Consider the following 25712-nt stretch of genomic DNA (forward strand, 5'->3'; position numbering starts at 1 on the left):
GCGGGTGCCGGGCGGTCCGCACCCGGAGGAGCCGGCGCCGGCGGGTCGAGCGCCGCGTCCGGTGTCAGGAGCGGCGGTTACGCTGATTCTATGTCGGGGGCAGTCGGGAACAGGGTCGTCACGTCCATCGGCGCCGCGGTCGGAGGACTGATCGGGATCGTCGCCATGAGCGTCATCGCCGGAGTCCTCGTCGCGGCGTCGGTCACTCCGGCGATCGCGCTCGGCGGGATGGCCGCGAACAACACGGTCACCATGTTCGACAACCTCCCGGGCTACCTCGAGATCGGCACGCTCGCCGAGAAGAGCGACGTCTACGCGAAGGGCGCGGACGGCCAGGACGTGCTCCTCGCCTCGTTCTACGCGCAGAACCGCGTGGAGGTCGGCTGGGACGACATCTCCCCCTTCGTCAAGGACGCGGTCGTCGCCTCGGAGGACCCGCGCTTCTACGAGCACGGCGGCATCGACCTGCTCGGCACGATCCGCGCCGCGGCCACGGTCGCCTCCGGCGGCAACGTGCAGGGCGGCTCGTCGATCACCCAGCAGTACGTCAAGAACGTGCTCGTGCAGAAGGCGGAGGCGCTCTCCGACCCGATCGAGCGCGACGCCGCCTACCGCGAGGCCACCGAGACCACGGCCGAGCGCAAGGTCGCCGAGATGCGCCTCTCGATCGGGCTCGAGAAGGAGTACCCGAAGAACGACATCCTGCTCGGCTACCTCAACATCGCGCTCTTCGGCGGCACCGTCTACGGCATCGAGGCGGCGGCGCGGTACTACTTCGACACCAGCGCGCGCGACCTCACCCTCGCGCAGTCCGCCGCCCTGATCGCGATCGTGAACAACCCCGAGAAGTTCCGCTTCGATCGCCCGGACGACCCGGCCAACCTCGCGGTGGAGGGGTACCCCGAGACGCTCAACCGCCGCAACTACATCCTGACCCGGATGGGGATCGAGTCGAAGGTCACCCCGGAGCAGATCGCCGAGGCGTCCGCGACGCCGGTCGTCCCCGCGATCACGGAGCCGAGCACCGGCTGCCAGACCGCCGGCATCGCGGCCTACTTCTGCGACTACGTGACCTGGGTGATCAAGAACGACGACGCCTTCGGCGCCAGCCAGGACGAGCGCGACGCGACCTTCAAGCGCGGCGGCTACCAGATCTACACGACCCTCGACTCCGATCTGCAGGAGGCCGCGGTCGCCGCCACCGAGGACTGGGTGCCGAAGTCGATGGCCCGGGTCGACATCGGCAGCGCGAGCGTCTCGGTCGAGGTCGGCACCGGCCGCATCCTCGCGATGACGCAGAACAAGGACTACTCGAACGACCCCGATGTCAGCGGCGCCAACTACACCAGCGTCAACTACAGCACCGACTTCGGCTACGGCGGCTCCAGCGGCTTCCAGGTCGGCTCGACCTACAAGGTCTTCACCCTCGCCGAATGGCTGCAGGAGGGCCGGGCCCTGAACGAGACCGTCGACGGCACCCGTCGCGCGTACACGACCTTCCGCGACAGCTGCGAGCCGGACGGCACCTACTACGGCGGCGAGCCCTGGGACCCCAAGAACGACGAGGGCGGCAACGGCGGCGTCTACTCCGCGCTCGACGCGACCAAGGGCTCGATCAACACCGGCTTCGCCGCGATGGCGCAGCAGCTCGACCTCTGCGGCATCCGCAACACCGCGCTCGCGATGGGCGTGCACCGCGCCGACGGCACCGAGCTGCAGAAGTTCGCGCCGACCATCCTCGGCACCAACGAGATCGCCCCGCTGACGATGGCGACCGCGTTCGCCGGCTTCGCCAACAAGGGCACCGTCTGCACGCCGATCGCGATCGACCGGATCGTCGACCGCAGCGGCGCCGACGTCGCCCCGCCCGCGAGCGCCTGCACGCAGGGCCTGTCGGAGGAGGTCGCCGCGACCGCCGACTTCGCCCTGCAGCAGGTGATGACGGGCGGCACCGGCCGCGCCTCCGCGACCGGCACCGGCGTCCCGCACATCGGCAAGACCGGCACCACCGACAACGCGGTCCACACCTGGATGGTCGGTGCCAGCACCGAGGTCGCCACCGCCACCTGGGTCGGCAACGTCAGCGGCTTCACCTCGATGCGCGGCTTCAGCCTCAACCGGGTCAACGCCGGGCAGGTGCGCCACCAGATCTGGCCGCGGATCATGCGCGTCGCCGATCAGAAGTACGGCGGCTCGGCCTTCCCCTCGCCCCAGCAGTCGCTCGTCGACGCGCCGCAGCAGGCGGTCCCGGAGGTGACCGGCCAGAACCCCGCCGCCGCCACTGCGCGCCTGCGCGAGCTCGGCTTCGTCGTCTCGGTCGACCCGACGCGGGTGCCGTCCGACCGGCCCGCCGGCTCCGTCGCCCAGTCGAACCCGCCGGCCGGCTCCCGACTCGCCCGCGGCGCGGCGATCTCACTGCAGATCAGCGCCGGTCCGTCCACCCCGCCGCCGGGCGGCTGAACCCGGGCGGTCCCCCGGGCCGCGTCGGGCAGACTGTACGCGGCCGCTCCCGCGGCACCGCCCCGACGAGAGAAGGATCCATGACCGGACGCAGCAGCGCTCGCCCCCTCACCACGGCCCTCGCGGCCGCCGCCGCCGTCGGGAGCGCCGCCGCCGTCTGGGGCATCGCCGTCGAGCGGACGATGTTCACGGTCCGCCACGAGTCGGTGCCCGTCCTGCCCGCGGGCTCCGCACCGCTCCGGATCCTGCACTTCTCCGACCTGCACATGGCGCCGTGGCAGACGAAGAAGCAGGACTGGCTGCGCTCGCTCACCGCCCTGGCCCCCGACCTCGTCGTGGGCACCGGCGACAACCTCGGGCACCGCGACGGCGTCCTCGGCATCCGCCGTGCCCTCGAGCCCTTCGCCGGCGTGCCCGGCGTCTTCGTCCACGGCTCGAACGACTACTTCGGCCCCCGGGTGAAGAACCCGCTGCGCTACTTCCGAGGCCCGTCGAAGAACCCCGCGCGCAACGCCAGCGACCTCGACACCGCCGCACTGACCGGATTCTTCACCGACGAGCTGGGCTGGCAGGACCTCAACAACACCGCGCACGCCCTCACCGTCCGCGGCACCCGCGTTGAGGTCTTCGGCGTCGACGACCCGCACATCGGCCTGGACCGGATCGACCTCGTGGCGGGCGCCGTGGACGAGCTGCGGGCCTCGGCCGAGGAGCCGGCCGGCGTGAGCATCGGCGTCGCGCACGCGCCCTACCAGCGCGTCCTGGACGACTTCGTCGCGCGGGGGGCGGAGGTGATCCTCGCGGGCCACACCCACGGCGGTCAGGTCTGCGTGCCCGGCTTCGGCGCGCTGGTGACCAACTGCGACATCCCCCGCGACAAGGTCTCCGGCTTCTCCAGCTGGGACAACGGCCTGCACAGCTCCTTCCTCAACGTCTCCGCGGGAGTGGGCACCTCGATCTACGCGCCGGTGCGCTTCGCCTGCCGCCCCGAGGTCAGCCTGCTGACGCTCGAGCCGGTGGCCTGAGCGGTCCCGCTCGAGGAGTCCCGCTCGAGGCGCCGCGACCGGTGTCCGACACCGCCGCGGAAATCGGCTACTATTGACGAGGCTCGTGAGCGGTTCACCGCGAAGAGTCCACCGGGGTGTGGCGCAGCTTGGTAGCGCGCCTCGTTCGGGACGAGGAGGTCGTGGGTTCGAATCCCGCTACCCCGACCGGTGAGAAGCCCGGCCAGGATCGATGATCCGGCCGGGCTTCGTCGTTTCCGCAGTGCGGACGGACAGAGCGACGTCGCAGTGCGGACGGACAAGCGGCGCCACGGAGCCCGCGTTCCGGCGCCAGGGCCGTCGGAGCCCGACGCAGCCGGGAAGACTGGGGCGCTCTCGCCGTCGCTGACGACGTGCTCCCTCCCGTCGCCGCAGCGACCCTCGCCGAGACGAGAACCGTGCCTCGACCCCCGACCCGGCTCACCGTCGTCGTCGCCCTCGCCTACGCCCTGGTCCTCGCCGCCGTGGTCTTCTGGCCGACACCGGTCGACGGCGGGCACGCCGGCGAGCTGAAGCAGGCCCTCGCACAGCCCCGCGCCCACGACCTCGGGCTCCTCGGCTACAGCGGGATCGAGGCGACGGCGAACGTGCTGCTCTTCGTCCCGCTCGGACTGCTCGCGGCGCTGCACCTCCGCGGGCACCGGGCGCGGCTCGCCGTCCTGCTCGGCGCGGCGACGAGCGCCGCCGTGGAGACCGTGCAGCTCCTGCTGCTGCCCCAGCGCCACGCTGACGTGCACGACGTGCTGGCGAACACCGCGGGCGCCGCGATCGGCGCGGTCCTCGGCGTCGTCCTGCGCCGACGAGTCCTGGCACGACGACGCCGGAGGGCGGCGGAGCGGGACCGCGCTCGCGCACGTGTCCCGCTCCGCCGCCCTCCGGCGTGACGGGGGTCGATCCCCGGGTGGAACGGAGCGGCCGCCGGTCAGCGGGCGGCCGTCAGCTGCCGTGGATCAGCGGCCGAGGCCGCGGTACTCCCAGCCTGCGGCGCGCCAGGCGTCCTGGTCGAGGCAGTTGCGGCCGTCGACCACGAGCTTCCCGGCCACCTTCTCGCCCGCGGCGACGGGGTCGATCGCGCGGAACTGCTTCCACTCGGTGACGACCACGACGGCGTCGGCTTCGCGCAGGGCCTCGTCGACGTCGGTCGTGTAGGTGATGTCGGGGTAGCGGCGGCGGGCGTTCTCGATCGCCTCGGGGTCGGTCGCGACCACGTCGGCGCCGAGGTCGTGGAAGCGGGTCGCCACGTCGAGCGACGGCGAGTCGCGGACGTCGTCCGACTCCGGCTTGAACGCGAGGCCGAGAACGGCGATCTTCTTGCCCTCGACCGAGCCGCCGAGCCCCTCGGTGACGAGGTCGACCACGCGCTGGCGGCGGCGCAGGTTGATCGCGTCGACCTCCTTGAGGAAGGCGACCGAGTCGCCCACGCCGAGCTCGTCGGCGCGGGCGGAGAAGGCGCGGATGTCCTTGGGCAGGCAGCCGCCGCCGAAGCCGATGCCGGCGTTCAGGAAGCGGCGGCCGATGCGGACGTCGTAGCCGATGGCGTCGGCCAGCTGGGTCACGTCGGCGCCGGTGACCTCGGCGATCTCGGCGATGGCGTTGATGAACGAGATCTTGGTGGCGAGGAAGGCGTTGGCCGAGACCTTGACGAGCTCCGCGGTCGCGTAGTCGGTGACCACGAGCGGGGTCTCGGCGGCCAGAGCCGTCGCGTAGACCTCGTCGAGGGTCGCCTTGGCGGCCTCGCCGGCCGCGCCCGCGGGCACGCCGTAGACGAGGCGGTCCGGGCTGATCGTGTCCTCGACGGCGAAGCCCTCGCGGAGGAACTCCGGGTTCCAGGCGAGCGTCGCGCCGCTGGCGGCGATCCGCTCGGCGAGGCGGGCGGCGGTGCCGACCGGGACGGTCGACTTGCCGACGACGAGCGAGTCCGCCGTCAGCAGCGGCAGGATGCCGTCGATCGCCGCGTCGACGTAGGTCATGTCGGCCGCGTTCTCGCCCTTCTTCTGCGGAGTTCCCACCGCGATGAAGTGCACGGCGGCATCGGCGGCGTCGGCCGTGTCGGTCGAGAAGCGGAGGCGGCCGGAGGCCACGCCCGAGGAGAGCAGCTCGGGCAGACCGGGCTCGAAGAACGGAGCGGTGCCGGCGGAGAGCGCCTCGATCTTCGCGGGGTCCACGTCGATGCCGATGACGTCGTGTCCGAGCTCGGCCATCGCGGCCGCATGGACGGCTCCGAGGTAGCCGCAACCAATGACAGAAAGCTTCACGGGATTTCTCCGAATCGTAGGCGGGTCGATGTCGCGTCGGCGACTGCAGGAGGGAGGAACGGGTGGAGCGGAGGGAGCCCGCGCGGCACGCGCGAGGTCAGCTCCGCGCCAATGCTCTCAGATCCCGGGAGATGTCGTGGACGGCCGCGGCGATCTCCTGAGCGACGCGGACGTGCGTGCTCTCGCTGCGGCCGATCGGATCGTCGATGTCGTCGCCCTCGCCGCGGGGCGCCCGGCCACGGTTCGCCGCGGCGAGCCGCACCACCGAGCGCAGTCGAGCGGCGGGGTCCTCGACCGCGGGGATCGGCACCTCGGCGAGGACGAAGGGGAGCACGCGGGCGAACTCGCGCAGGGTGAAACCGCGCAGCAGGAGCGGCGGGTGGCTCCGCGACGCGTCGACGAGGTGGTCGCGGGTCATCGCGAGCATCAGGTCGGCCTCGCCCGCGACGGCGTCGGAGAGCTTCGCGCTGAGGTGGCCGGACGGGTCGCCGCCGAGCTCGGCGGACAGGCGTGCGGAGGTCGGCTCCATCGGGTAGCCGTCCCGCGTCTGCACGCCCGCGCTGCGGAAGGCGAGGAGCGCCGCTCCGCTCGGCGCGGTGAGGTCACCCAGCTGCGCCCGCAGGAGCTGCTCCGCCATCGGCGAGCGGCAGATGTTTCCGGTGCAGACCGAGAGGACGGTGAAGACCGGAGCGGCGGGCGTCGAGGCCGCCTCACCGGGGCGCCACCCGCGCCGGGCGCGCCGCAGGCCGTCGTCCCCCGGGAACGTCATCCGCGGCCGCTCAGACCGCGCTGGGGGCCGGAGCAGGAGCCGGAGCGGCTGCCGCGTCCGGACGCGCGCCCGACTTCTGCGAGCCGTAGTAGCTCGTGTAGTAGTAGCCGTAGCCCCGGCCGACCTGGCCCCGCGGGGGGACGCGGTTGAGGATGACGCCGAGGGTGTGGCCGCTGACGCGCTCGAGGTTCTGGATCGCCTTGCCGAGCTCGTCGGTCGTCGTGCGGCCGGCCGAGATGACGACGAGGGCGCCGTCGGTGCGGGCGGTGAGGATCGCGCCGTCGGTCACGGGCAGCAGCGGCGGGGCGTCGACGAGCACGATCGCCTCGCGGGCGATCTCGTGCAGCAGCATGTCCATGCCGTTGGAGCCGAGCAGCTCGCTCGGGTTCGGCGGGATCGAGCCCGCGCCGAGGATCCAGAGGTTGCCGGAGGGACCCCAGGGCTGGAGCACGTCCTGCAGCTCCGCCTTGCCGATCAGCAGGTCGGTGAGGCCGACCCCGGGGACGAGGCCGAAGGACTTCGCGACGGTGGGCTTGCGGAGGTCGCCGTCCACGACGACCGTGCGCTGACCGGAGGCGGCGAGCGTCACCGCGAGGTTCGCGGTCACGGTCGACTTGCCGTCGGAGGGCAGCGGGCTGGTCACGACGATGATCCGCGGCGGGCTGTCGACGTTCATGAACTGCAGGTTCGTGCGCAGCTCGCGCAGCGCCTCGGCGAGCGCGTGCTTGCCGTCGGACTTCACGTAGTCGGTCGTGTCCGCCTCGGGCACGATGCGGTTGGTCTCGTTCAGGCGCTTGTCGACGGGGAGCGTGCCGACGACGGGGAGGTCGAACAGCCGCTCGACCACCTCGGCGGTGCGGATGCGGCGGTCGAGGGTGTTGCGGACGAAGGCGTAGACGAGGCCCAGCACGAGGCCGGCCAGCGCGCCGACGCCGAGCACCAGGCGCACGTTCGGGAACTCGGGCGCGGACGGCAGCGCGGCCGCCTGGACTCCGGAGAGGCTGACGGTGTCGCCGGCTCCGGACTCCTGGTTCACCTGCTGGATGCGGATGGCGATCGCGTCGATCCAGGCGTCGGCGAGGGTGCGGGCGCCCTCCGGGGTGGACGCCGTCGCGCGGACGTTGAGGATGGGCGACTCCGGGTCGGGCGTGACCTGGACGGCGGTGATCAGCGACTCCGCGGTCACGTCGAGCCCGAGGTTGCCGATGACGATCTCGGCCACGTTCCGCGACTTCGCGATCGGGACGTAGGTGAGGGTGCTCGACTTCGCGACGGAGTCCGCGATCTGGCGGAGGTAGATCGCCTGGCTCGGGTCTCCCCCGGCATCGGCGACGGCCGCCGAGACGAGGCCCTGCGCCTCCGCGGCGTAGCGCGGCTTCTGGGTCAGCGACCAGCCGTAGGCGACGAGGGTGCCCAGGAGCACGGCTGCGACGATGGCGATCCAGTGATCGCGGAGAAGTCGGAGGACGTCTCTAAGTTCCACAGTGTCAAGTTCCTTCACTGGTCCGGACCGATCGGCGACTGCCGGAGACGGGCTTCAGAATCATTGCACGCCGGTGTATCGGCCCCGTTTCGGGGACCGTCAGACGTGCACCCCTTCCGGGGTGGGCGGGAGCGGAGTCGCTCTCGCGATCACGCCGAGCCCGAGCAGCTCGTCGACGGCGGCGGACACCGCGGCCGAGGCGTCGATCCCCTCCGGCGGTCCGCCGAGCTCGGCCAGCACCGCGGCGACGAGGTCGGGCAGATCGGCGCCGCCGGCGGCGGAGCGCCAGAGGACCGGACCGATGCCGGCGAGCCGGATCACCGTGTTCTGGCGGAAGACGAGCAGCTCGCCGCTGGGCAGAGCGAGCGCGTCGTCGACGTCCGCCCGGCGCAGGGAGCCGCCGGGGGCCGCGTCCTCCGCCTCGAGCGGGAGCGCGACGACGTCCTGCCAGACCGCCGGCGCCGGCTCGACCGGAGCGGCGAGCAGACCGTCGACGAGATCGAGCACGTCGGCCGCCTCGGAGTAGACCAGTCGTTTCGCGCCACCGACCGAGGTGATCGTGCGGACCAGCGCGGAGAGCGCCCTCGGCCGGGCGGCGAGGTAGGAGGTCTGGGGCACCAGGGCGTCGATCGCCACGGTCGGCTCCACCTGCTCGAGGCGGGGCGCGTCGACGCCGTCTCGGCGCTCGAGCAGAACGATCCCGGCCAGCACGAGCGGCGCATGCGGAACGGGGCGCAGACCGAGGTCGACCGGCGAGAGCTGGGCCTTCGGGGCGCTTCCGCTCGCGGGCTTCACCGACAGCGGCTTCGGATAGGGCAGCACGGCGCCGGAGGGAGTCACGGCGACCGTCTCGTCCGTCACGTAGCCGAAGCGCTCCCCCAGCACCCGCGAGGCGGTCGTCTTGCCGGTGCCGGAGGCGGCCACGAACGCGAGCACGCGGCCGTCGTCGGCGGCGACGCCGCAGGCGTGCAGCATCAGGAGGTCGCTGCGGCGCTCACCGATGGCCTCGAGCGTGAGCGTCGACGTGAGCGACTCCTCGAGCTGCGCGACGGAGTGCGAGACGACCCGGACGCCGCCCGGCGGGACCGCGCCGGGGAGCGACACCTCGGCCGAGATCACGCGAGCGTCGGCGCTGTCGGCGGCGGCGCAGGAGCGCCAGCTCCTCCGGATCCGGGCGACGTCCTCGTCGGACAGTCCTGGCCCGAACTCGACGCGGAACGGGACCTCGAGGACCACCAGCGACATGCTGCGTGGTCCGGATCGCTCCGGCCCCGATCGCTCGTCACCGGGCCGGTCGGCACCCGTCTGCACGGAGGAGCTCAATACGCCCCGTCCCTCGCCAGGACCGCGCGCGCGGTCTTGAAGAGGATGACGATGTCGCCGGTCATCGACCAGTTCTCGACGTAGTAGAGGTCGAGGCGGACGGTGTCCTCCCACGAGAGGTTGGAGCGGCCGCTCACCTGCCAGAGGCCGGTGATGCCGGGCTTCATCAGGAAGCGGCGGTGCACGTGCTCCTCGTACTGCTCCACCTCGCGCGCCAGCGGCGGGCGGGGGCCGATCAGCGACATGTCGCCGCGGAAGACGTTGAGGAACTGCGGCAGCTCGTCGAGGCTGAAGCGGCGGAGGACGGTGCCGACCTTGGTGACCCGGGGGTCCTTGGCCATCTTGAAGAGGATGCTGTTGCCCTCGTCGCGCTGCTGGGCAGCGAGCTCGGCCAGGCGCGCCTCGGCGTCGACCACCATCGAGCGGAACTTCAGCATCTCGAAGGTCGATCCGTTCAGCCCGATGCGCTCCTGGCGGAACAGGATCGGGCCCGGGCTGGTCGTCTTCACCAGCACGGCGACGACGATCAGCACGGGCGCGCTGAGGATGATCAGCATCGTCGACGCGGCGATGTCGAACAGCCGCTTCGCGAAGCGCTGGCGGCCGTCGAAGCGCGGGGTCTCGACGTGGATCAGCGGCAGGCCGGCGACCGGCCGGGTGTGGATGCGCGGGCCGCCGATGTCGGTGAGGCTCGGCGCCACGACGAGGTGCTCGCGACCGGGCTCGAGGGTCCAGCTGAGCTCGCGGATGCGCTGCGGGGCCAGCTCGTCGGAGCTCGTGACGACGACGGTGTCGGCGCCGGTCGCGTCCATCACGGCGCGCACGCCGTCGATCCCGGAGAAGCCGTGCAGCGAGAGGCCCGCCAGCTCGGCCTCGCTCGTGAGGGCCTCGGCGCCGCCGACGGAGGTGGAGACCGCGCCGACCAGCTTGTAGCCGGCCTCGGTGCCGCGCCGGAGCTCGCGCGCGGTGTGCAGCACGCTCGCGCGGGAGCCGAGCAGGACGACCTGGCTGGAGAAGCGGCCGACCCTGCGCTGACGGGTCAGCCAGGAGCGCCAGACCAGGCGGCCGACGCAGATCAGCAGGATCCCGGCGGGGAACGCCGTGATGATGTAGCCGCGCGCCAGCAGGATCTGCAGGAGGTAGGCGATGATCGCGACGATGCCGAACAGCCAGATGGAGGCGTCGACGATCCGCCGGTACTCGACGTAGCCGGTGCCGACGATGCGGCGGTCGCGGGTGTCGAAGACCTGCAGGGCGAGGAGCCAGCCGATCGAGAGGACGACCGAGACCCAGGTGTAGCTGACGGCGATGTCCACGGGGTTGTTGAAGCCCACGTCGGAGTTCAGGTTGAGATCGAACCAGAACAGCTGCGTGCCGAAGACCGAGACGAGGATCGCGACGACGTCGGTGGCGAGGAGGCGCCGGCGGTAGTCCTGCTCCCAGGACGGACGGCGCTTCGGCGGAGTCTCCTGCGAAGCCATCGAACCCCCCGGTCTCGCGTGCTGCGTCGGAAGGCCTGCGTGCGTTTCCGGTGATGTCACGCCCGCAAGGCTACCCACTTCCCTGTTTCATTCGGGTCACGCCTGATGAGCACTGCTCGACACTGCTAGCCGCGCAGTCGGCCGCGGCTCTCCTGCAGGTAGCACGAGCCGCAGAGCGACTCGTAGGTGACCTCGGCCCCGTCGATGGCGACCTGGTCGCCGTCGAAGACGAATCGGCCGTCGACCACCCGGCCGTTGAAGATCGCCTTCCGCCCGCAGCGGCAGATCGTCTTGAGCTCCTCGAGGCTGTGCGCGATCTCGAGAAGCCGCCTGCTTCCGGGGAACGCGGCGGTCCGGAAGTCGGTCCGGATGCCGTAGGCGAGGACGGGGACGTTCTCGAGGATCGCGATCCGGAGCAGATCGTCGACGTGCGACTCGGGCAGGAACTGCGCCTCGTCGACGAGCAGCGCGCTGACGTCGCGAGCCGTCTCGGCGAGCACGCGGGCGCGCGCGGCGGAGAACACGGCGACCGGATCGCCGTCGGGCTCGAACAGGATGTCCACCGGACGGGTCACGCCGAGGCGGGACACGATGAGCTCGTCGCCCTTGGTGTCGACGGCCGGCTTCGCGAGCAGCACCCGGTGCCCGCGCTCCTCGTAGTTGTGCGCGGCCTGCAGGAGCGAGGTGCTCTTGCCGCTGTTCATCGCGCCGTAGCGGAAGTAGAGCTTCGCCATCAGGTCCTGTCTCTGCTCGGGGGCGGGCGGTGCCCGCGGGCCGCGCCCGGCGCGGCCGTCGTGGTCGTGGTGGTCGTCGTGGTCGTGGTGACGTCGGCGGTCGTGCCGGTCACTCGAGGAGGCCGTCCTCCGCCGCCCGCCGGATCAGGTCGGCGCGCCGGCTGGCCGGGCGGCCGATCTTGGCGTACTTCTGCCGGACGCGGCGCAGATAGGTCTTCGCCGTCTCGAATTGGACGTTCATCCTCGCGGCGACCTCGGGAGTGCTGGCGCCGGCGACGTAGTGGCGCAGCGCCTCGAGCTCCCCCGCACTCAGGCGCGGACGCTGCTGCGCGGCGACACCGATCGGGAGGGGTCGCCACTGCGAGGCGGACCCCGCGGTCGAGCGCATGGCCATGGCCGAGCGCGCCGCCTCCATCACGTCCTGCATCGACTGCGCCTTCGTGAGGTGCCGGGCGGCGCCGGCCCGCAGCGAGCGCTCGCGGATCTCGTCGTCCTCGCGCTCGGCGAGGACGATCACGGTCGCGCCCGCGGCACGGCAGGTGCGGATCCGCGCCTCGATCGAGATCGGCTCGCTCAGCTCGAAGTCCATCAGGACGACCTGCGTCGGGAACACCGTGCTGGTGACCAGCTCCATCCAGGTGCCGGCGCTGACGACGAGCTCGAAGTCCGGGGCGTTCGCGGCGATCCAGCTGCTCATGCTGTCCAGGAGCAGCTCGTGGTCGTCGAGGATGCCGAGCCGGACCGGTCGCGCGCCGCCGTCGGCGGAGGGGGTCTCTGCGGACCGCGTCTCGACAGACCGGGACTCGGCGGCCCGGGCGGAGGAGCCGGACGTCGGCTCACCGGGGCGAGGGAGCATGCGACGATCCTAGCCGCGAGGCCGGATCGCCTCCGCGGCCCTCTCAGAACAGCGTCGGCTGGCCCACGCCGGGCAGCATCGAGGCGCCGTCCTCGCCCAGTTCGCGGAGGATCAGTCCGCCGCCGCGGAGGCCGGCGTGCCGGGCCGGCTCGTCGCCGTCCTGCGGGCGGCCGTGCTCGCCGCCGAGGGTCCGCAGCACACCGAGCGAGGGCAGCGCCGAGGCGCCGCGCGCGGTCGGTCCGAGTGCGGAGGAGCGCATCGAGCCGGTCGCCGGGTCGGCCTCCCCCTCCTCCAGCCGGTGGTCGCGCATCAGCGGGCGGATCCGGGCGGACAGCCAGCGGCGGTACTCCGCAGGCGCGTAGGCGGAGCGCCCGGGATACAGGGAGCGGTAGCGGTCGAGCAGCTCGGGGTGCTCCTGCGCGAGCCACTGCAGGAACCACTCCTTGACCCCGGGCTTGAGGTAGAGGGTCGAGTACATGATCGTGCTCGCCCCCGCCTCGCGGCAGGCGCGGAGCGAGGCGTCCAGGTGGGCGCGGGTGTCGGTGAGGAACGGCAGGATCGGCATCAGGAAGACCGAGCACTCGAAGCCCGCCTCGCGGGCGGCCGTGACGGTCGCCAGCCGGGCCGCGGCGGACGGAGCGCCGGGCTCGATCGAGCGCTGCAGATCCTCGTCGAACACGGCGATCGAGACGCCGAGGTCGACGGGCACGTGCTCGGCCGCCTCGCGCAGCAGCGGCAGGTCGCGCCGGAGCAGCGAGCCCTTGGTCAGGATCGAGATCGGGGTGCCGGAGGCGGCCAGCGCGGCGATGATGCCGGGCATCAGCCGGTAGCGGCCCTCCGCCCGCTGGTACGGGTCGGTGTTGGTGCCGAGCGCGACGGGGTGCCGCTCCCAGCTCGGCCGGGCGAGCTCCCGGGTGAGCACCTCGGCGACGTTCACCTTGACGACGATCTGCGAGTCGAAGTCGCGCCCGCCGTCGAACTCGAGGTACTCGTGGGTGGGCCGGGCGAAGCAGTAGGTGCAGGCGTGAGTGCAGCCGCGCATCGGGTTGATCGTCCAGCCGAACGGCATCTTCGACGAGGAGTGCACCCGGTTCAGCGCCGACTTGGCGAGCACCTCGTAGAAGGTGATCCCGTCGAACTCGGGGGTGCGGACGGTGCGGACCAGCTCGGTGAGCTTCACCAGGCCCGGGAGCGCGGCCTCGTCCGCCGCGCCGATCGCCTGTCCGCTCCACCTCATGCGTCCATTAGAACATGTGTTCGAACGTTTCCGGTGGACGCATGTTGGTCGAGTAGCCGGGAAGCGGCGTATCGAGACCCACCGTCCTCAGCAGGGCGGGTCTGCAGACTCGTCTTCTGACGATGGCGGATCTCGATACGCCCGCTGCGCGGGCTACTCGATCAGCATGCGATCGATACACCCGCTGTGCGGGCTGCTCGATCAGCAGGGCGGTTCGCCCTCGGTGCTCAGACCGAGGCGCGGAGCGCGAGCGCCTCGGAGGTGGCGGCGACGGTGCGCTCCGCCGTCTCCGGGGCGTCGTTGAGAGTCGAGCCGTAGCTGGGGACGAGCGAGCGGATCCGCGGCTCCCAGGCCTTCATCCGGTCGGGGAAGCAGCGCTTGACGATGTCGAGCATGATCGGCACGGCCGTCGAGGCGCCGGGCGAGGCGCCGAGCAGTCCGGCGATCGTGCCGTCGGCGCCGGTGATGACCTCGGTGCCGAACTGCAGCACGCCGCCCTTCTTCTCGTCCTTCTTCATCACCTGGACGCGCTGGCCGGCGGTGATCAGGTACCAGTCCTCGGAACGGGCGGTGGGCAGGAACTCGCGCAGCGCCTTCATCTTCTTGTCGCGGCCGGCCAGAACCTCGCCGAGCAGGTACTTCATCAGGTCGAGGTTGTCGCGGGCGACGGCGAGCATCGGGCCGATGTTGTGCGGGCGGATCGACAGCGGCAGGTCGAGCCAGGAGCCGCGCTTGAGGAACTTGGGGGTGAAGCCGGCGTACGGGCCGAACAGCAGCGACGCCTGGCCGTCCACGACGCGGGTGTCGAGGTGCGGGACCGACATCGGCGGGGCGCCGACGGCGGCCTTGCCGTAGACCTTCGCCTGGTGCCGGGCGACGATCGCCGGGTTGTCGGTCCGGAGGAACTGCCCCGAGATCGGGAAGCCGCCGAAGCCCTTGATCTCGGGGATGCCGGACTTCTGCAGCAGGTGCAGCGCACCGCCGCCGGCGCCGACGAAGACGAAGCGGGCGACGACCTTCTTGGGCGTGCCGCCGACCTTCTGCTTGAGGTCCAGGCGCCAGGTGCCGTCCTTCTGCCGGGTGATGCCGGTGACCTCGTGGCCGGTGTCGAGCGTGCCGCCGTGCGCGACGACGTAGTCGAAGAGCTGGTGGGTGAGCGCGCCGAAGTCGACGTCGGTGCCGGCCGGGATGCGCGTCGCGGCGTAGGGTCCACCGCCGGCGGGGCGCTGCTCCATCAGCAGCGGCGCCCACTCGTGGATGGTCTTCGTGCTCTCGGTGAACTCCATGCCGGCGAAGAGCGGCTGGTCCTTCAGCGCCTCGTAGCGCTTCCGGAGGTACTCGACGTTGGCCTCGCCGTGCACGAAGGTCATGTGCGGAGCGGAGTTGATGAAGCTCGAGGGCTCGCGGATGTCGCCGGCCTCGACCAGGCTCGACCAGAACTGCCGCGAGATCTGGAACTGCTCGTTGATCTGGATCGCCTTGGCGGGGTCGACGGAGCCGTCGGCCGCCTCGGGCATGTAGTTCAGCTCGCAGAGGGCGGCGTGGCCCGTGCCCGCGTTGTTCCAGGGGTTCGACGACTCCTGCGCCACGTCGCCGAGGCGCTCGTAGGCGGCGATGGTCCAGTCGGGCTGGAGCTTGGTGAGGAGTGCACCGAGGGTGGCACTCATGATGCCCCCACCGATGAGGGCGACGTCGACCGGTTCCGAGGAGTTCACGAGAGTCGAGTTTACCGTCGGGCGCCGGGCGGCAGGCGGGCCGAGGGGTCGCTCGCCCATCAAATTGACGGCTTTTCCCGTCGTGGGGCGGCGGCGGCGGCCGCTGCTCGGACACGTGGGTCTCGATACGCCGCTGCGCGGCTACTCGACCAGCATGCAACCACCGCGGCGCGCAGGCGGGCGCACCCCATGCAGGCGCCGCGGCGCGCAGCCGGGCGCACCCCCTGCAGGCGCCGCGGCGCGCAGGCGGGCGCACCCCCTGTAGCCGCCGCGGCGCGCAGGCGGGCGCACCCCCTGCAGCCGCCGCGGCGCGCAGGCGGGCGCACCTCACGCAGGCGCCGCGGCACGCAGGCAGGCGCTCCCCCTGCAGGCGCCGCGGCGCGCAGGCGGGCACCCCATGCTGATCGAGTAGCCCTCGCAGAGGGCGAATCGAGATCCACCGTCGCAGAGACGGCGGCCGGAAGCCATCGTCCTGGAGGCGTGGGTCTCGATACGCCGCTCCGGCTACTCGACCGGCATGGCGGTCCGCCGGGTCAGGCGACGGGCTGCTTCGCGGCGATCAGCTCGGCGATCTGCACGGCGTTGAGCGCCGCGCCCTTGCGGAGGTTGTCGTTGCTGATGAAGAGGGCGAGGCCGCGGCCCTCGGGGGCTCCCTCGTCGGCGCGGATGCGGCCGACGTAGCTCGGGTCGCTGCCGGCGGCCTCGAGCGGCGTCGGCACCTCGCGCAGCGCGACTCCGGGGGCGTCGGCGAGCAGCTCGCGGGCGCGCTCGGGGCTGAGCGGCGCGGAGAACTCGACGTTGACCGAGAGCGAGTGGCCGGTGAAGACCGGCACGCGCACGCAGGTCCCCGAGACCAGCAGGCCGGGGAGCTCGAGGATCTTGCGGCTCTCGTTGCGGAGCTTCTTCTCCTCGTCGGTCTCGTTCAGGCCGTCCTCGACGAGGCTGCCGGCGAAGGGGATGACGTCGAAGGCGATCGGCGCGACGTACTTGTCCGGCGCCGGGAAGGCGACCGCCGAGCCGTCGTGCACGAGGTCGAGCAGGTGCTCGTCGGCGACGGCGGCGCGGACCTGGCCGGCCAGCTCGTTCGCGCCGGCGAGGCCGCTGCCGGAGACGGCCTGGTAGGTGCTGACGATGAGGCGGGTGAGCCCGGCCTCCTGGTCGAGGACCTTGAGGATCGGCATCGCGGCCATCGTGGTGCAGTTCGGGTTCGCGATGATGCCCTTCACGGCCTGCTCGATCGCGTGCGGGTTCACCTCGCTGACGACCAGCGGGACCTCGGGGTCCATCCGCCAGGCGCTGGAGTTGTCGATGACGACGGCGCCCGCGGCGGCGAAGCGCGGTGCCTGCGCACGCGACCCCGTCGCTCCGGCCGAGAAGAGCGCGATGTCGAGCCCCGAGGGGTCGGCGGTCTCGGTGTTCTCGACGACGATGTCCTCGCCGCGGAACGGCAGGGTCGTGCCGGCCGAGCGGGCGGTCGCGAAGAAGCGGATCGACGCGATCGGGAAGTCGCGCTCCTCGAGGAGGCGGCGCATGACGGTGCCGACCTGGCCGGTGGCGCCGACGACTCCGACGTGGAGGGGGGTGCTGCTCATGCTGGGCTCTTTCGTCCGTGGGCCGCTCGCGGAAGGAGCGGCGCGAAGGGGTGCTGGCGGGAGGGCCGGGGCGGGCTCCCCGGAGACGGTACCGAACGACGGCGGAGTCGACGGGGCCGGAGGGTGCGATCGGCGGGATCGCGAGGGCGTTCGGCGGTCAGCGCCCGGTGCCGGCGTAGACGACGGCCTCGTCCTCGGCGTCGAGGCCGAAGGCGGTGTGCACGACACGGAGCGCGTCGTTCACCGTGTCGGCGCGGGTCACGACCGAGATGCGGATCTCGCTCGTGGAGATCATCTCGATGTTGATCCCCGCCTCGTAGAGCGAGCGGAACAGCTTGGCCGAGACGCCCGCGTTGGTGCGCATGCCGGCGCCGACGAGCGCGAGCTTGGCGATCTGGTCGTCGTACTGCAGCGACTCGAAGCCGACCTCGTCCTTCTCGGCGTTCAGCGCCGTGAGGACGGTCTGGCCGTCGGCCTTGGGCAGCGTGAAGGAGATGTCGGTGCGACCGGTCGCGGCGGCGGAGACGTTCTGCACGATCATGTCGATGTTCGAGCCGGTCTTGGCGACGATCGTGAAGATCTGCGCGGCCTTGCCCGGGATGTCGGGCACGCCGACGACGGTGATCTTGGCCTCGTTGAGATCGGCGGCGACTCCGGCGATGATCGGCTCTTCCACGGGCTGTCCATTCTTCTCGGTGCTTCCGGGGGCGTCCTCGCCGGGCACGGCGTTGTAGACGATGGTGCCCTCGTTGGGGCTGAACGACGAGCGCACGTGCAGGGTGACGCCGTGGCGGCGGGCGAACTCGACGGCGCGGATGTGCAGGACCTTCGCGCCGGCGGCGGCGAGCTCGAGCATCTCCTCGCTGGAGATGCGGTCGAGCTTGCGGGCCTTCTTGACCACCCGCGGGTCGGCGGTGAAGACGCCGTCGACGTCGGTGTAGATCTCGCAGGTGTCGGCGCCGAGGCCGGCGGCGAGCGCGACAGCGGTGGTGTCCGAGCCGCCGCGGCCGAGGGTGGTGATGTCCTTGGTGTCGCGGTTGAAGCCCTGGAAGCCGGCGACGATGACGACCGCGTTCTCATCGAGCGCAGCGCGCAGGCGGACCGGGGTGATGTCGACGATGCGGGCGGCGCCGTGCTGGGCGTCGGTGATCATGCCGGCCTGGCTGCCGGTGAAGGAGCGGGCGTCGTAGCCCATGCTCTTGATCGCCATGGCGAGCAGCGCCATCGAGATCCGCTCGCCGGAGGAGAGCAGCATGTCGAGCTCGCGCGGCGCGGGGATCGGCGTGACCTGGTGGGCCAGCTCGAGCAGGTCGTCGGTGGTGTCGCCCATCGCGGAGACGGCGACGACCACGTCGTTGCCCGCCTGCTTCGTCGCGACGATGCGCTTCGCGACCCGCTTGATGCTCTCCGCGTCGGCGACGGAGGACCCGCCGAACTTCTGGACGATCAGGCTCACGCGCTACTCCCGGGTCAGTGGCTCGGGCCGTGGCGACCCGACGCAGGAGTCTACCGGCGGGCGCATGCGCGAGGGGCCATGTTGCGGCGGCGGCTGTGCGGGTGTCCTCCGAGCCCGGCGGGGCGCGTCAGGCACGCGGAACCGGCTCCGGCACACCAGAACCGACCGGAACCACGAGCCGGAGATGAAACCACGAGCCGGAAGTCCGATCCGAGGACCTCCGGCACGCGGAAACAGGCCCGGCACGCCAGAACCGACCGAAACCACGAGCCGGAGGTGAATCCGCGAGCCCGACGTCTGATCCGGGGACGTCCGGCACGCGGGAACGGCCTCGGCACGCCGGAACCGACCCAGACCGCGAGCCGGAGGTGAAACCGCGAGCCGGAGGTCCGCTCCAGGGACGTCCGGCACGCGAGAACGGCCTCGGCACGCCGGAACCGACCCAGACCGCGAGCCGGAGGTGAAACCGCGAGCCGGAGGTCCGGTCCGGGGACGTTCGGCACGCGGAAACAGGCCCGGCACGCCGGGACCGACCGGAATGGCGAGCCGGGGGTGATTCCGCGAGCCGGAGGTGGAGAAGGGAGGGGCGGGGGCGGGGCGGTCCGCGTCAGTTCTCGACGAGGCGGCGGCCCTCGAAGGCGCGGCCGAGGGTGATCTCGTCGGCGTACTCGAGGTCGCCGCCGACGGGGAGGCCGGAGGCGAGGCGGGTGATGCGGATGCCGAGGGTGCTGAGCATGCGGGAAAGGTAGGTCGCGGTGGCCTCGCCCTCGAGATTGGGGTCGGTCGCGATGATGACCTCCTGGACCTCGCCGTCGGCCAGGCGCTGCAGCAGCTGGCGGATCCGGAGCTGGTCGGGGCCGATGCCGTCGATCGGGCTGATCGCGCCGCCGAGCACGTGGTAGAGGCCGCGGAACTCGCGGGTGCGCTCGATGGCGGGGACGTCCTTCGCCTCCTCGACCACGCAGATGACGGCGCGGCTGCGGCGCGGGTCGCGGCAGATGCCGCAGGTGGCCTCCTCCGCGACGTTGCCGCAGATGTCGCAGAAGTGCACGCGGTTGCGCAGCTCCAGCAGGATCTCGGCGAGGCGCGTCACGTCGAAGGTCTCGGTCTGCAGGATGTGGAACGCGATGCGCTGGGCCGACTTCGGGCCGATGCCGGGGAGCCGGCCGAGCTCGTCGATCAGCTCCTGGACGATGCCTTCGTACATGCGGTCGCCTCCTCTCGGGATGCGGGTTCAGTGGTGAGGAGAGCGGGAGCGAGGAGCGGGGCGGCGGTCATGCGCCGGTCACTCGGGGACCGCGCGGGACGTGCGGCTGCTCCTCGATGAACTGGGCGCCGAGGATCTCGCGCACCACCGCCTCGCCGTAGCGCTGACGGCCGTCGGCCGTGGCCGAGCGGGTGGTGCGGGTCACGGGGCGGGGCGCCGGCTCGGGCCGCTCGCGGGCACGGACGGGTGCGGGGGCGATGGGCGCCGAGGGTGCGGACGGCTCGCCGGGGGGCGCGACGGTCGCCCAGGAGTCGGGCATCGGCGGCTCGACCGGCGGCATGTCCTCCTCGGGCGGCTCCTCGTCGAACGGCGGCTCGTCGTCGGCGGGGCCGGCCGACGAGGCCGCCGGGCGGACCGGCGGCTCCTGCTCGGGGACGACCGGCGCCGAGCGCGGCGACGGGGCGAGGACCGGCACGTCGGTCGGCTCCGGGGCGACGACCGACTCGATCGCGGGCTCGGCGGCGACCTCGGCGGGGGCCGGGTCGGCCGGGATGGCGACCGTCGCCCACTCGTCGGGGTCGCTGGGGGCGGTCGCCGCCGAGGGCTGCTGCGCTGCGGGCTGCTCGGCGGCGGGCGGCGGGGTCGCCTCGACGGCAGCGCGCTCGGCCTCGGGCGCGGTCGCGCGGGGCTCGACGCGGGCGATGTACTTCACCCGGAGGCCGAGGACCTGCTGGATCGCCTGGCGCAGGTGCTCGCTGACGCCGGGCTGACCGGCGCTGCCGGCCATCTTGAACGAGTCGACGTCGTTCTGGCTCGGGAAGGAGAGGGTGAGGACGTCGTCCTTCAGCGCCCGCACCTGCGCGGTGTAGGCGACGAGCCAGGCCGTCATCCGGGCCTTCTGCACGACCTCGAGGATCTCGGGCCAGCTGTCCTTCATCCGCTGCAGGGTGACACCGCCGGGCTCGTCCGCCGCGGAGGGGTGGGGCGCCGGGGCCGGGGCGGCCGGGCGGGACGCCGCGGTGTCGGCGGGAGTCGAGTCGGCCGGAGTCACGTCGGCGGCTTCGCTCGGGGCGGCGTCGGGCGTGCCGGAGCCGGCCTCGACCGACGCCGCGGAGACGACCGGGGCCTCGACGCGCGGGGCCGCCGCGATCGACTCCGGCACCGACTCCGGCGTCGCGGCGTGCGACGGGAGGTGCGGCTCGGGCATGCGCGACTCGGGTGCGCGGGTCTCGGGTGCGCGGGAGGCGGCGGCACGGGGCTCGGGCGCGCGCGGCTCCGGAGCACGCGAGTCGGCGGACGGCCGCGTCGGCGCCGGGGCGGCCTGCGACGGCGCCGGCACCACGACGGACGCCGGGGCGGCCGCCGCGCCGGAGCCGTGCACCAGCGTGCGCGCGATCATCAGCTCGAGGTGCAGCCGCGGCGAGGTCGCGCCCGTCATCTCGGTGAGCGCGTCGTTGACGATGTCGGCGATGCGGGAGAGCTCGCCGAGGCCGAGGGCGCGCGACTGGCCGGCCATCCGGTCGAGCTCGTCCTGGGAGACGCCGCGCAGGACCGCGGAGGCCGCGCCTCCGGTGGCGGCGACGACGATGAGGTCGCGGAGCTTCTCGAGCAGGTCCTCGACGAAGCGGCGCGGGTCCTGACCGGTCTGGATGACCCGGTCGACGGCGCCGAACGCCTCGGCGGAGTCGTGCTCGGCGAGGGCGTCGACGACCTCGTCGAGCAGCGCGCCGTGGGTGTAGCCGAGGAGGGCGACCGCGCGCTCGTACTCGACCGTCTCGTTCTCGGAGCCGGCCATCAGCTGATCGAGGAGCGAGAGGGTGTCGCGGACCGAGCCGCCGCCGGCCCGGACGACCAGCGGGAGCACGCCCGCGGCGACGCCCACCTTCTCGCGCTCGCAGAGCTCCTGCGTGTAGTCGAGCATCTGCGCCGGCGGGACGAGCCGGAACGGGTAGTGGTGGGTGCGCGAGCGGATCGTGCCGATGACCTTGTCGGGCTCGGTCGTCGCGAAGATGAACTTCACGTGCTCCGGCGGCTCCTCGACGATCTTGAGCAGCGCGTTGAAGCCCTGCGGCGTCACCATGTGCGCCTCGTCGAGGATGAAGATCTTGAAGCGGTCGCGGGCCGGGGCGAAGATCGCCCGCTCGCGCAGGTCGCGCGCGTCGTCGACGCCGTTGTGGCTCGCGGCGTCGATCTCGACGACGTCGAGCGAGCCCTGGCCGTCGCGGCTGAGCTCGACGCAGCTGTCGCAGACGCCGCACGGGGTGTCCGTCGGACCCTGGGCGCAGTTGAGGCAGCGGGCGAGGATGCGCGCCGAGGTCGTCTTGCCGCAGCCGCGCGGGCCGCTGAAGAGGTAGGCGTGATTGACGCGGTTGGTGCGCAGGGCCGTCATCAGCGGATCGGTCACCTGGGACTGGCCGATCATCTCGGCGAACGTCTCCGGCCGGTACCGGCGATACAGGGCTGCTACCACCCGACAAGAGTAGCCGCGACCTCCGACACCGGACGCGGGTCGCCGGAGCGGCCGCCTCCCGTAGCCTCGAGGCCGTGACCGACCGCCCGAGCACTCCCCCGTTCGACGCCGTGATCCTCGCCGGCGGACGCGGCGAGCGCCTCGGCGGCGCAGCCAAGCCGCTGCTCGAGCACGACGGCTCGACGCTGCTCGGGCACGCCCTCGCGGCGGTCGCCGGCGCGCGGAGCGTCGTGGTCGCGGGACCGCCGGAGCTCCGCGGCGGAGTCGGAGCGGCGCTCCTCGTCCAGGAGCGGCCCGCGTTCGGCGGACCGGTCGCCGGTCTCGCGGCGGCGCTGCCCCTGCTCGCGCGGGACGACGCGGCCGGCTGGATCGCCGTGCTCGCGGCCGACCTGGTCGATCCGGCCCCCGCGCTCGACCGGCTGCTGGCGATCGCCGCCTCCGCCGATCCGGAGGACGACGCCCTGCTCGCCGTCGACGGGGACGGCCGCGCTCAGCTCCTCCTCGGCCTGCACCGCCGAGCCGCACTGACCGCCGCCGTGACCCGGCTCCCCGCGGTCGACGGCGCCTCCGTCCGCGCACTCCTGGTGGGGCTGGCCGTGCGGCTCGTCGAGGTGCCGGTGGGATCGACCGCGGACGTCGACGACCGCGCCGACGCCCGCCGCCACGGCATCGCCGTGCCGGGCGCGGAGAGCGCGCCGGGCGCAGGATCCGAACCGGGCGCAGACTGAACGCGTGACCCACGACACGAACGCGACCCCTTCCTCCGCCCCGGACGCCCGCGAGGACACCGCCGCACTGCTCGCCGCCTGGTGGGACGAGCTGAGCGCCGCCCTCGGCCTCGCCGACGTGCCGGTCGAGCGCGACGCCCTGCTCTCCCTGGCCGGCGACGCGGCGCACGGCGTGGTGCGGCCGGCCGCTCCGCTGACGACGTTCCTCGCCGGCTACGCGGCGGGACTGCAGGGCGGCGACCGGGCGGCGCTCGACGGGGCGGTGCGGACGTCGCTCGAGGCCATTCGCATGCGAACGCACGAATTCTGAGACGCTACTCCCTCCCCCTCGATCCGGCACCAGGCTTCGGGCGTACGGTTCGCTCGAGCCTCGACGCCGCGGCCCTCCTCCGGACGATCGCGGCGCGGCTCCCGCGGGCGCTCACGCACCGCGGTCGCATCCCGTGAAGGAGAACCGCATGTCAGGCAACAGAGCAGTCGCCTACAAGAGCCCCGGCGTCGTCGAGGTCATCGACATCGACTACCCGACCTTCGAGCTGAAGGACGGGCCGGGCGTGAACCCGGCGAACATCGGCAGGAAGCTGCCGCACGGCGCGATCCTCCGCACCGTCTCGACCAACATCTGCGGCTCGGACCAGCACATGGTCCGCGGGCGCACCACCGCTCCCGCCGATCTGGTCCTCGGGCACGAGATCACGGGCGAGGTCGTCGAGGTGGGGCCGGACGTCGAGTTCGTCAAGGTCGGCGACATCGTCTCGGTGCCGTTCAACATCGCCTGCGGCCGCTGTCGCAACTGCAAGGAGCGCAAGACCGGCATCTGCCTGAACGTGAACCCGGACCGCCCGGGCAGCGCCTACGGCTACGTCGACATGGGCGGCTGGGTCGGCGGCCAGGCCGAGTACGTGATGGTCCCCTACGCGGACTGGAACCTGCTCGTCTTCCCCGACCGCGACCAGGCGCTCGAGAAGATCCTCGACCTCACGATGCTCTCGGACATCTTCCCGACCGGCTTCCACGGCGCGGTCACCGCGGGCGTCGGCGTCGGCTCGACCGTGTACGTCGCCGGAGCGGGCCCGGTCGGACTCGCCGCGGCCGTCGGTGCGCAGCTGCTCGGCGCGGCCGTCGTGATCGTCGCGGACCTCAACGAGGAGCGGCTCGCGCAGGCCCGCTCGTTCGGCTGCGAGACCGTCGACGTCTCGAAGGGCGACCCGGCCGGGCAGATCGAGCAGATCCTCGGCGTGCCGGAGGTCGACTGCGGCGTGGACGCCGTGGGCTTCGAGGCGCACGGCAACGGCGCCGACTCGGGCACCGAGGCGCCGGCCACGGTGCTGAACTCGCTGATGTCGATCACCGCGGCGGGCGGCGCGCTCGGCATCCCGGGGCTCTACGTCACCGGTGACCCGGGCGGAGTGGACGAGGCCGCGCAGGAGGGCTCGCTCTCGATCCGCCTCGGGCTGGGCTGGGCGAAGTCGCTGTCCTTCACGACCGGCCAGTGCCCGGTGATGAAGTACAACCGCTCGCTGATGATGGCGATCCTGCACGACAAGGTGCAGATCGCGAAGGCGGTGCAGGCCACGGCCATCACGCTGGACGAGGCGCCGCAGGGCTACGCCGACTTCGACAAGGGCGCGGCGAAGAAGTTCGTGCTGAACCCGAACGGGTACCTCGGCTGAGCCGGTCGACGGCGCCGGGTCCTCGGATCCGGCGCCGTCGCTCGCCCGCCCTGGGCGCGACCAGAATGGACGGATGAGCGACATCGACTGGGACGGCGCTCGCGCGCGGATCGCCGCGGCGACCGCTCCCGGGCCGCTCGCGACGGTCCCGCTGCTCGAGGCGGAGGGCTGCGTCACGGCGGGCGCCGTGCTCGCGCCGCGACCGCTCCCCCACTACGACTCCTCGGCAATGGACGGCTGGGCCGTCCGAGGGGCGTCGCCCTGGCGGCTCGGACCGGGCAGTGCCGAGCCGATCGTCACCGGCGGGATCGTGCCGGAGTGGTGCGAGGGCGTCGTCCCGAGCGAGCGCGGCCGGGTGACCGGGGACGTGCTCTCCTCGGAGCATCCGGTGCCGCTCGGGCGGCACATCCGCAGCGCGGGCGACGAGGCCCCGGCCGGGACCGCGCTCGTCGACTCCGGCGTGCGGCTGCGGCCGGCGCACCTGGCGCTGCTCGCGATCGCGGGCTTCGACGAGCTCGTCGTGCGGCGGCCGGCGACGGTCGATCTGCTCTTCACCGGTGACGAGGTCGACACGGCGGGGATGCCGGGGTCCGGCCGCGTCCGCGACGCGTTCACGCCGCTGCTGCCGCCGCTCGTCGCGCGCGGCGGGGGTGCGGTGGGATCCGTGCGGCGGCTCGGCGACGACGACGAGGCGATCGCCCGCGCGCTGCTCGCGAGCACGGCTCCACTGCAGATCACGACGGGCGGGACCGGGCGGTCGCGGGTGGACGCGGTGCGGCGGGCGCTCCGGATCGCGGGAGCGACCCTCGTCGTCGACGGGGTCGCGATGCGGCCGGGGCATCCGACGGTGATCGCGTCGCTGCCCGGCGGGGCGGTCGTGCTCGCGCTGCCCGGGAACCCGCTCGCGGCGTTCCTCGCGGCGCTGTCGTTCCTGCCGCCGGCGCTGGACGCGGCGAGCGGGGCCGCCGCGCCGGTGCTGCGTCAGGGCGTGCTGGGCGAGCCGCTCGGCCGCGCCGGGTCGACCGTGCTCGTGCCGGTCGTCGAGGCGGACGGCGTCTGGCGGGCGGTGCACGGGATCCGCTCGCACATGCTCTCGGGGCTCACGGTGGCGGAGGCTGTCGCCGTCGTTCCGGCGGGCGGTGCCGCGGCCGGCGAGCGGGTGCGGCTGCTGCGGCTGCCGTGGTGAGCGCGACCGGACTGCTGACGGGGCGGGTCTCGATACGCCGCTGC

At 72.8% G+C, this 25712-nt stretch carries 20 protein-coding genes and 1 tRNA gene; 8 read left to right on the plus strand and 13 right to left on the minus strand.

Features of this window, described 5'->3' with window-relative positions; all coding sequences use genetic code 11:
* Window positions 1-90: 90 nt before the first annotated feature.
* The 4 genes from EDF17_RS16380 to EDF17_RS16395 all read left to right on the plus strand — a co-directional run bounded on the left by EDF17_RS16380 (window position 91) and on the right by EDF17_RS16395 (window position 4387).
* The gene (locus tag EDF17_RS16380; protein ID WP_123447688.1) at window positions 91-2460 is read left to right on the plus strand and encodes a transglycosylase domain-containing protein; all 2370 of its coding nucleotides are present in this window, start codon (window positions 91-93) and stop codon (window positions 2458-2460) included.
* 80 nt (window positions 2461-2540) lie between these two features.
* Window positions 2541-3485 (plus strand): metallophosphoesterase, encoded by a 945-nt coding sequence (locus EDF17_RS16385; protein WP_123447689.1) that lies wholly within the window; start codon window positions 2541-2543, stop codon window positions 3483-3485.
* A gap of 112 nt (window positions 3486-3597) precedes the next feature.
* Window positions 3598-3671: transfer RNA gene (locus EDF17_RS16390), tRNA-Pro, on the plus strand.
* A gap of 230 nt (window positions 3672-3901) precedes the next feature.
* On the plus strand, window positions 3902-4387 hold the full coding sequence (locus EDF17_RS16395; protein ID WP_166649718.1) for a VanZ family protein: 486 nt from the start codon (window positions 3902-3904) through the stop codon (window positions 4385-4387).
* A 66-nt stretch (window positions 4388-4453) separates the two neighbouring features.
* On the opposite strand, the gene EDF17_RS16400 is transcribed toward EDF17_RS16395, so the two are convergent.
* From EDF17_RS16400 to EDF17_RS16460, 13 genes are all read right to left on the minus strand, one after another.
* Entirely contained in the window at window positions 4454-5758 is a 1305-nt protein-coding gene (locus EDF17_RS16400) for a UDP-glucose/GDP-mannose dehydrogenase family protein (protein ID WP_123447691.1), read from the minus strand.
* A gap of 97 nt (window positions 5759-5855) precedes the next feature.
* Window positions 5856-6527 carry a low molecular weight phosphatase family protein gene (locus EDF17_RS16405; protein WP_123447692.1) on the minus strand — a complete coding sequence of 224 codons (672 nt, stop codon included), beginning with the start codon at window positions 6525-6527 and terminating at the stop codon, window positions 5856-5858.
* Window positions 6528-6537: 10 nt separating this feature from the next.
* On the minus strand, window positions 6538-8010 hold the full coding sequence (locus EDF17_RS16410) for a polysaccharide biosynthesis tyrosine autokinase (protein WP_166649719.1): 1473 nt from the start codon (window positions 8008-8010) through the stop codon (window positions 6538-6540).
* 99 nt (window positions 8011-8109) lie between these two features.
* The gene (locus EDF17_RS16415) at window positions 8110-9246 is read right to left on the minus strand and encodes a hypothetical protein (protein WP_133672118.1); all 1137 of its coding nucleotides are present in this window, start codon (window positions 9244-9246) and stop codon (window positions 8110-8112) included.
* A gap of 83 nt (window positions 9247-9329) precedes the next feature.
* Complete coding sequence (locus EDF17_RS16420; protein ID WP_123447695.1) at window positions 9330-10814, minus strand: sugar transferase; 1485 nt, start codon at window positions 10812-10814, stop codon at window positions 9330-9332.
* Between the two features lie 125 nt (window positions 10815-10939).
* Complete coding sequence (locus EDF17_RS16425; RefSeq protein ID WP_123447696.1) at window positions 10940-11548, minus strand: thymidine kinase; 609 nt, start codon at window positions 11546-11548, stop codon at window positions 10940-10942.
* A gap of 109 nt (window positions 11549-11657) precedes the next feature.
* Window positions 11658-12404 carry a response regulator transcription factor gene (locus tag EDF17_RS16430; RefSeq protein ID WP_123447697.1) on the minus strand — a complete coding sequence of 249 codons (747 nt, stop codon included), beginning with the start codon at window positions 12402-12404 and terminating at the stop codon, window positions 11658-11660.
* Window positions 12405-12447: 43 nt separating this feature from the next.
* Window positions 12448-13641, minus strand: coding sequence for an Rv2578c family radical SAM protein (locus EDF17_RS16435; RefSeq protein WP_123447698.1), 1194 nt, complete (start codon window positions 13639-13641; stop codon window positions 12448-12450).
* Between the two features lie 227 nt (window positions 13642-13868).
* A complete protein-coding gene (locus EDF17_RS16440) occupies window positions 13869-15416 on the minus strand; it encodes a malate:quinone oxidoreductase (RefSeq protein WP_123447699.1) in 1548 nt (515 codons plus the stop codon).
* A 473-nt stretch (window positions 15417-15889) separates the two neighbouring features.
* Window positions 15890-16948, minus strand: coding sequence for an aspartate-semialdehyde dehydrogenase (locus tag EDF17_RS16445; RefSeq protein WP_123447700.1), 1059 nt, complete (start codon window positions 16946-16948; stop codon window positions 15890-15892).
* Window positions 16949-17105: 157 nt separating this feature from the next.
* Entirely contained in the window at window positions 17106-18404 is a 1299-nt protein-coding gene (locus tag EDF17_RS16450; protein ID WP_123447701.1) for an aspartate kinase, read from the minus strand.
* 607 nt (window positions 18405-19011) lie between these two features.
* Window positions 19012-19611, minus strand: coding sequence for a recombination mediator RecR (recR, locus tag EDF17_RS16455; protein ID WP_123447702.1), 600 nt, complete (start codon window positions 19609-19611; stop codon window positions 19012-19014).
* A 67-nt stretch (window positions 19612-19678) separates the two neighbouring features.
* A complete protein-coding gene (locus tag EDF17_RS16460) occupies window positions 19679-22081 on the minus strand; it encodes a DNA polymerase III subunit gamma and tau (RefSeq protein WP_123447703.1) in 2403 nt (800 codons plus the stop codon).
* 74 nt (window positions 22082-22155) lie between these two features.
* Between EDF17_RS16460 and EDF17_RS16465 the strand changes: the two genes are divergently transcribed.
* The 4 genes from EDF17_RS16465 (at window position 22156) to EDF17_RS16480 (ending at window position 25668) form a co-directional block, all read left to right on the plus strand.
* Window positions 22156-22809 carry an NTP transferase domain-containing protein gene (locus tag EDF17_RS16465; protein ID WP_243732938.1) on the plus strand — a complete coding sequence of 218 codons (654 nt, stop codon included), beginning with the start codon at window positions 22156-22158 and terminating at the stop codon, window positions 22807-22809.
* Window positions 22810-22813: 4 nt separating this feature from the next.
* Window positions 22814-23119 carry a DUF6457 domain-containing protein gene (locus EDF17_RS20380; RefSeq protein WP_123447704.1) on the plus strand — a complete coding sequence of 102 codons (306 nt, stop codon included), beginning with the start codon at window positions 22814-22816 and terminating at the stop codon, window positions 23117-23119.
* Window positions 23120-23267: 148 nt separating this feature from the next.
* Window positions 23268-24482, plus strand: coding sequence for a formaldehyde dehydrogenase, glutathione-independent (gene fdhA / locus EDF17_RS16475; protein WP_123447705.1), 1215 nt, complete (start codon window positions 23268-23270; stop codon window positions 24480-24482).
* Between the two features lie 73 nt (window positions 24483-24555).
* Window positions 24556-25668, plus strand: a complete 1113-nt coding sequence (locus EDF17_RS16480) for a molybdopterin-binding protein (protein ID WP_123447706.1) — start codon at window positions 24556-24558, stop codon at window positions 25666-25668.
* Window positions 25669-25712: the final 44 nt, after the last annotated feature.

Origin of the sequence: Rathayibacter sp. PhB1, from assembly GCF_004362935.1 — a bacterium.
Lineage (GTDB): Bacteria > Actinomycetota > Actinomycetes > Actinomycetales > Microbacteriaceae > Rathayibacter > Rathayibacter festucae.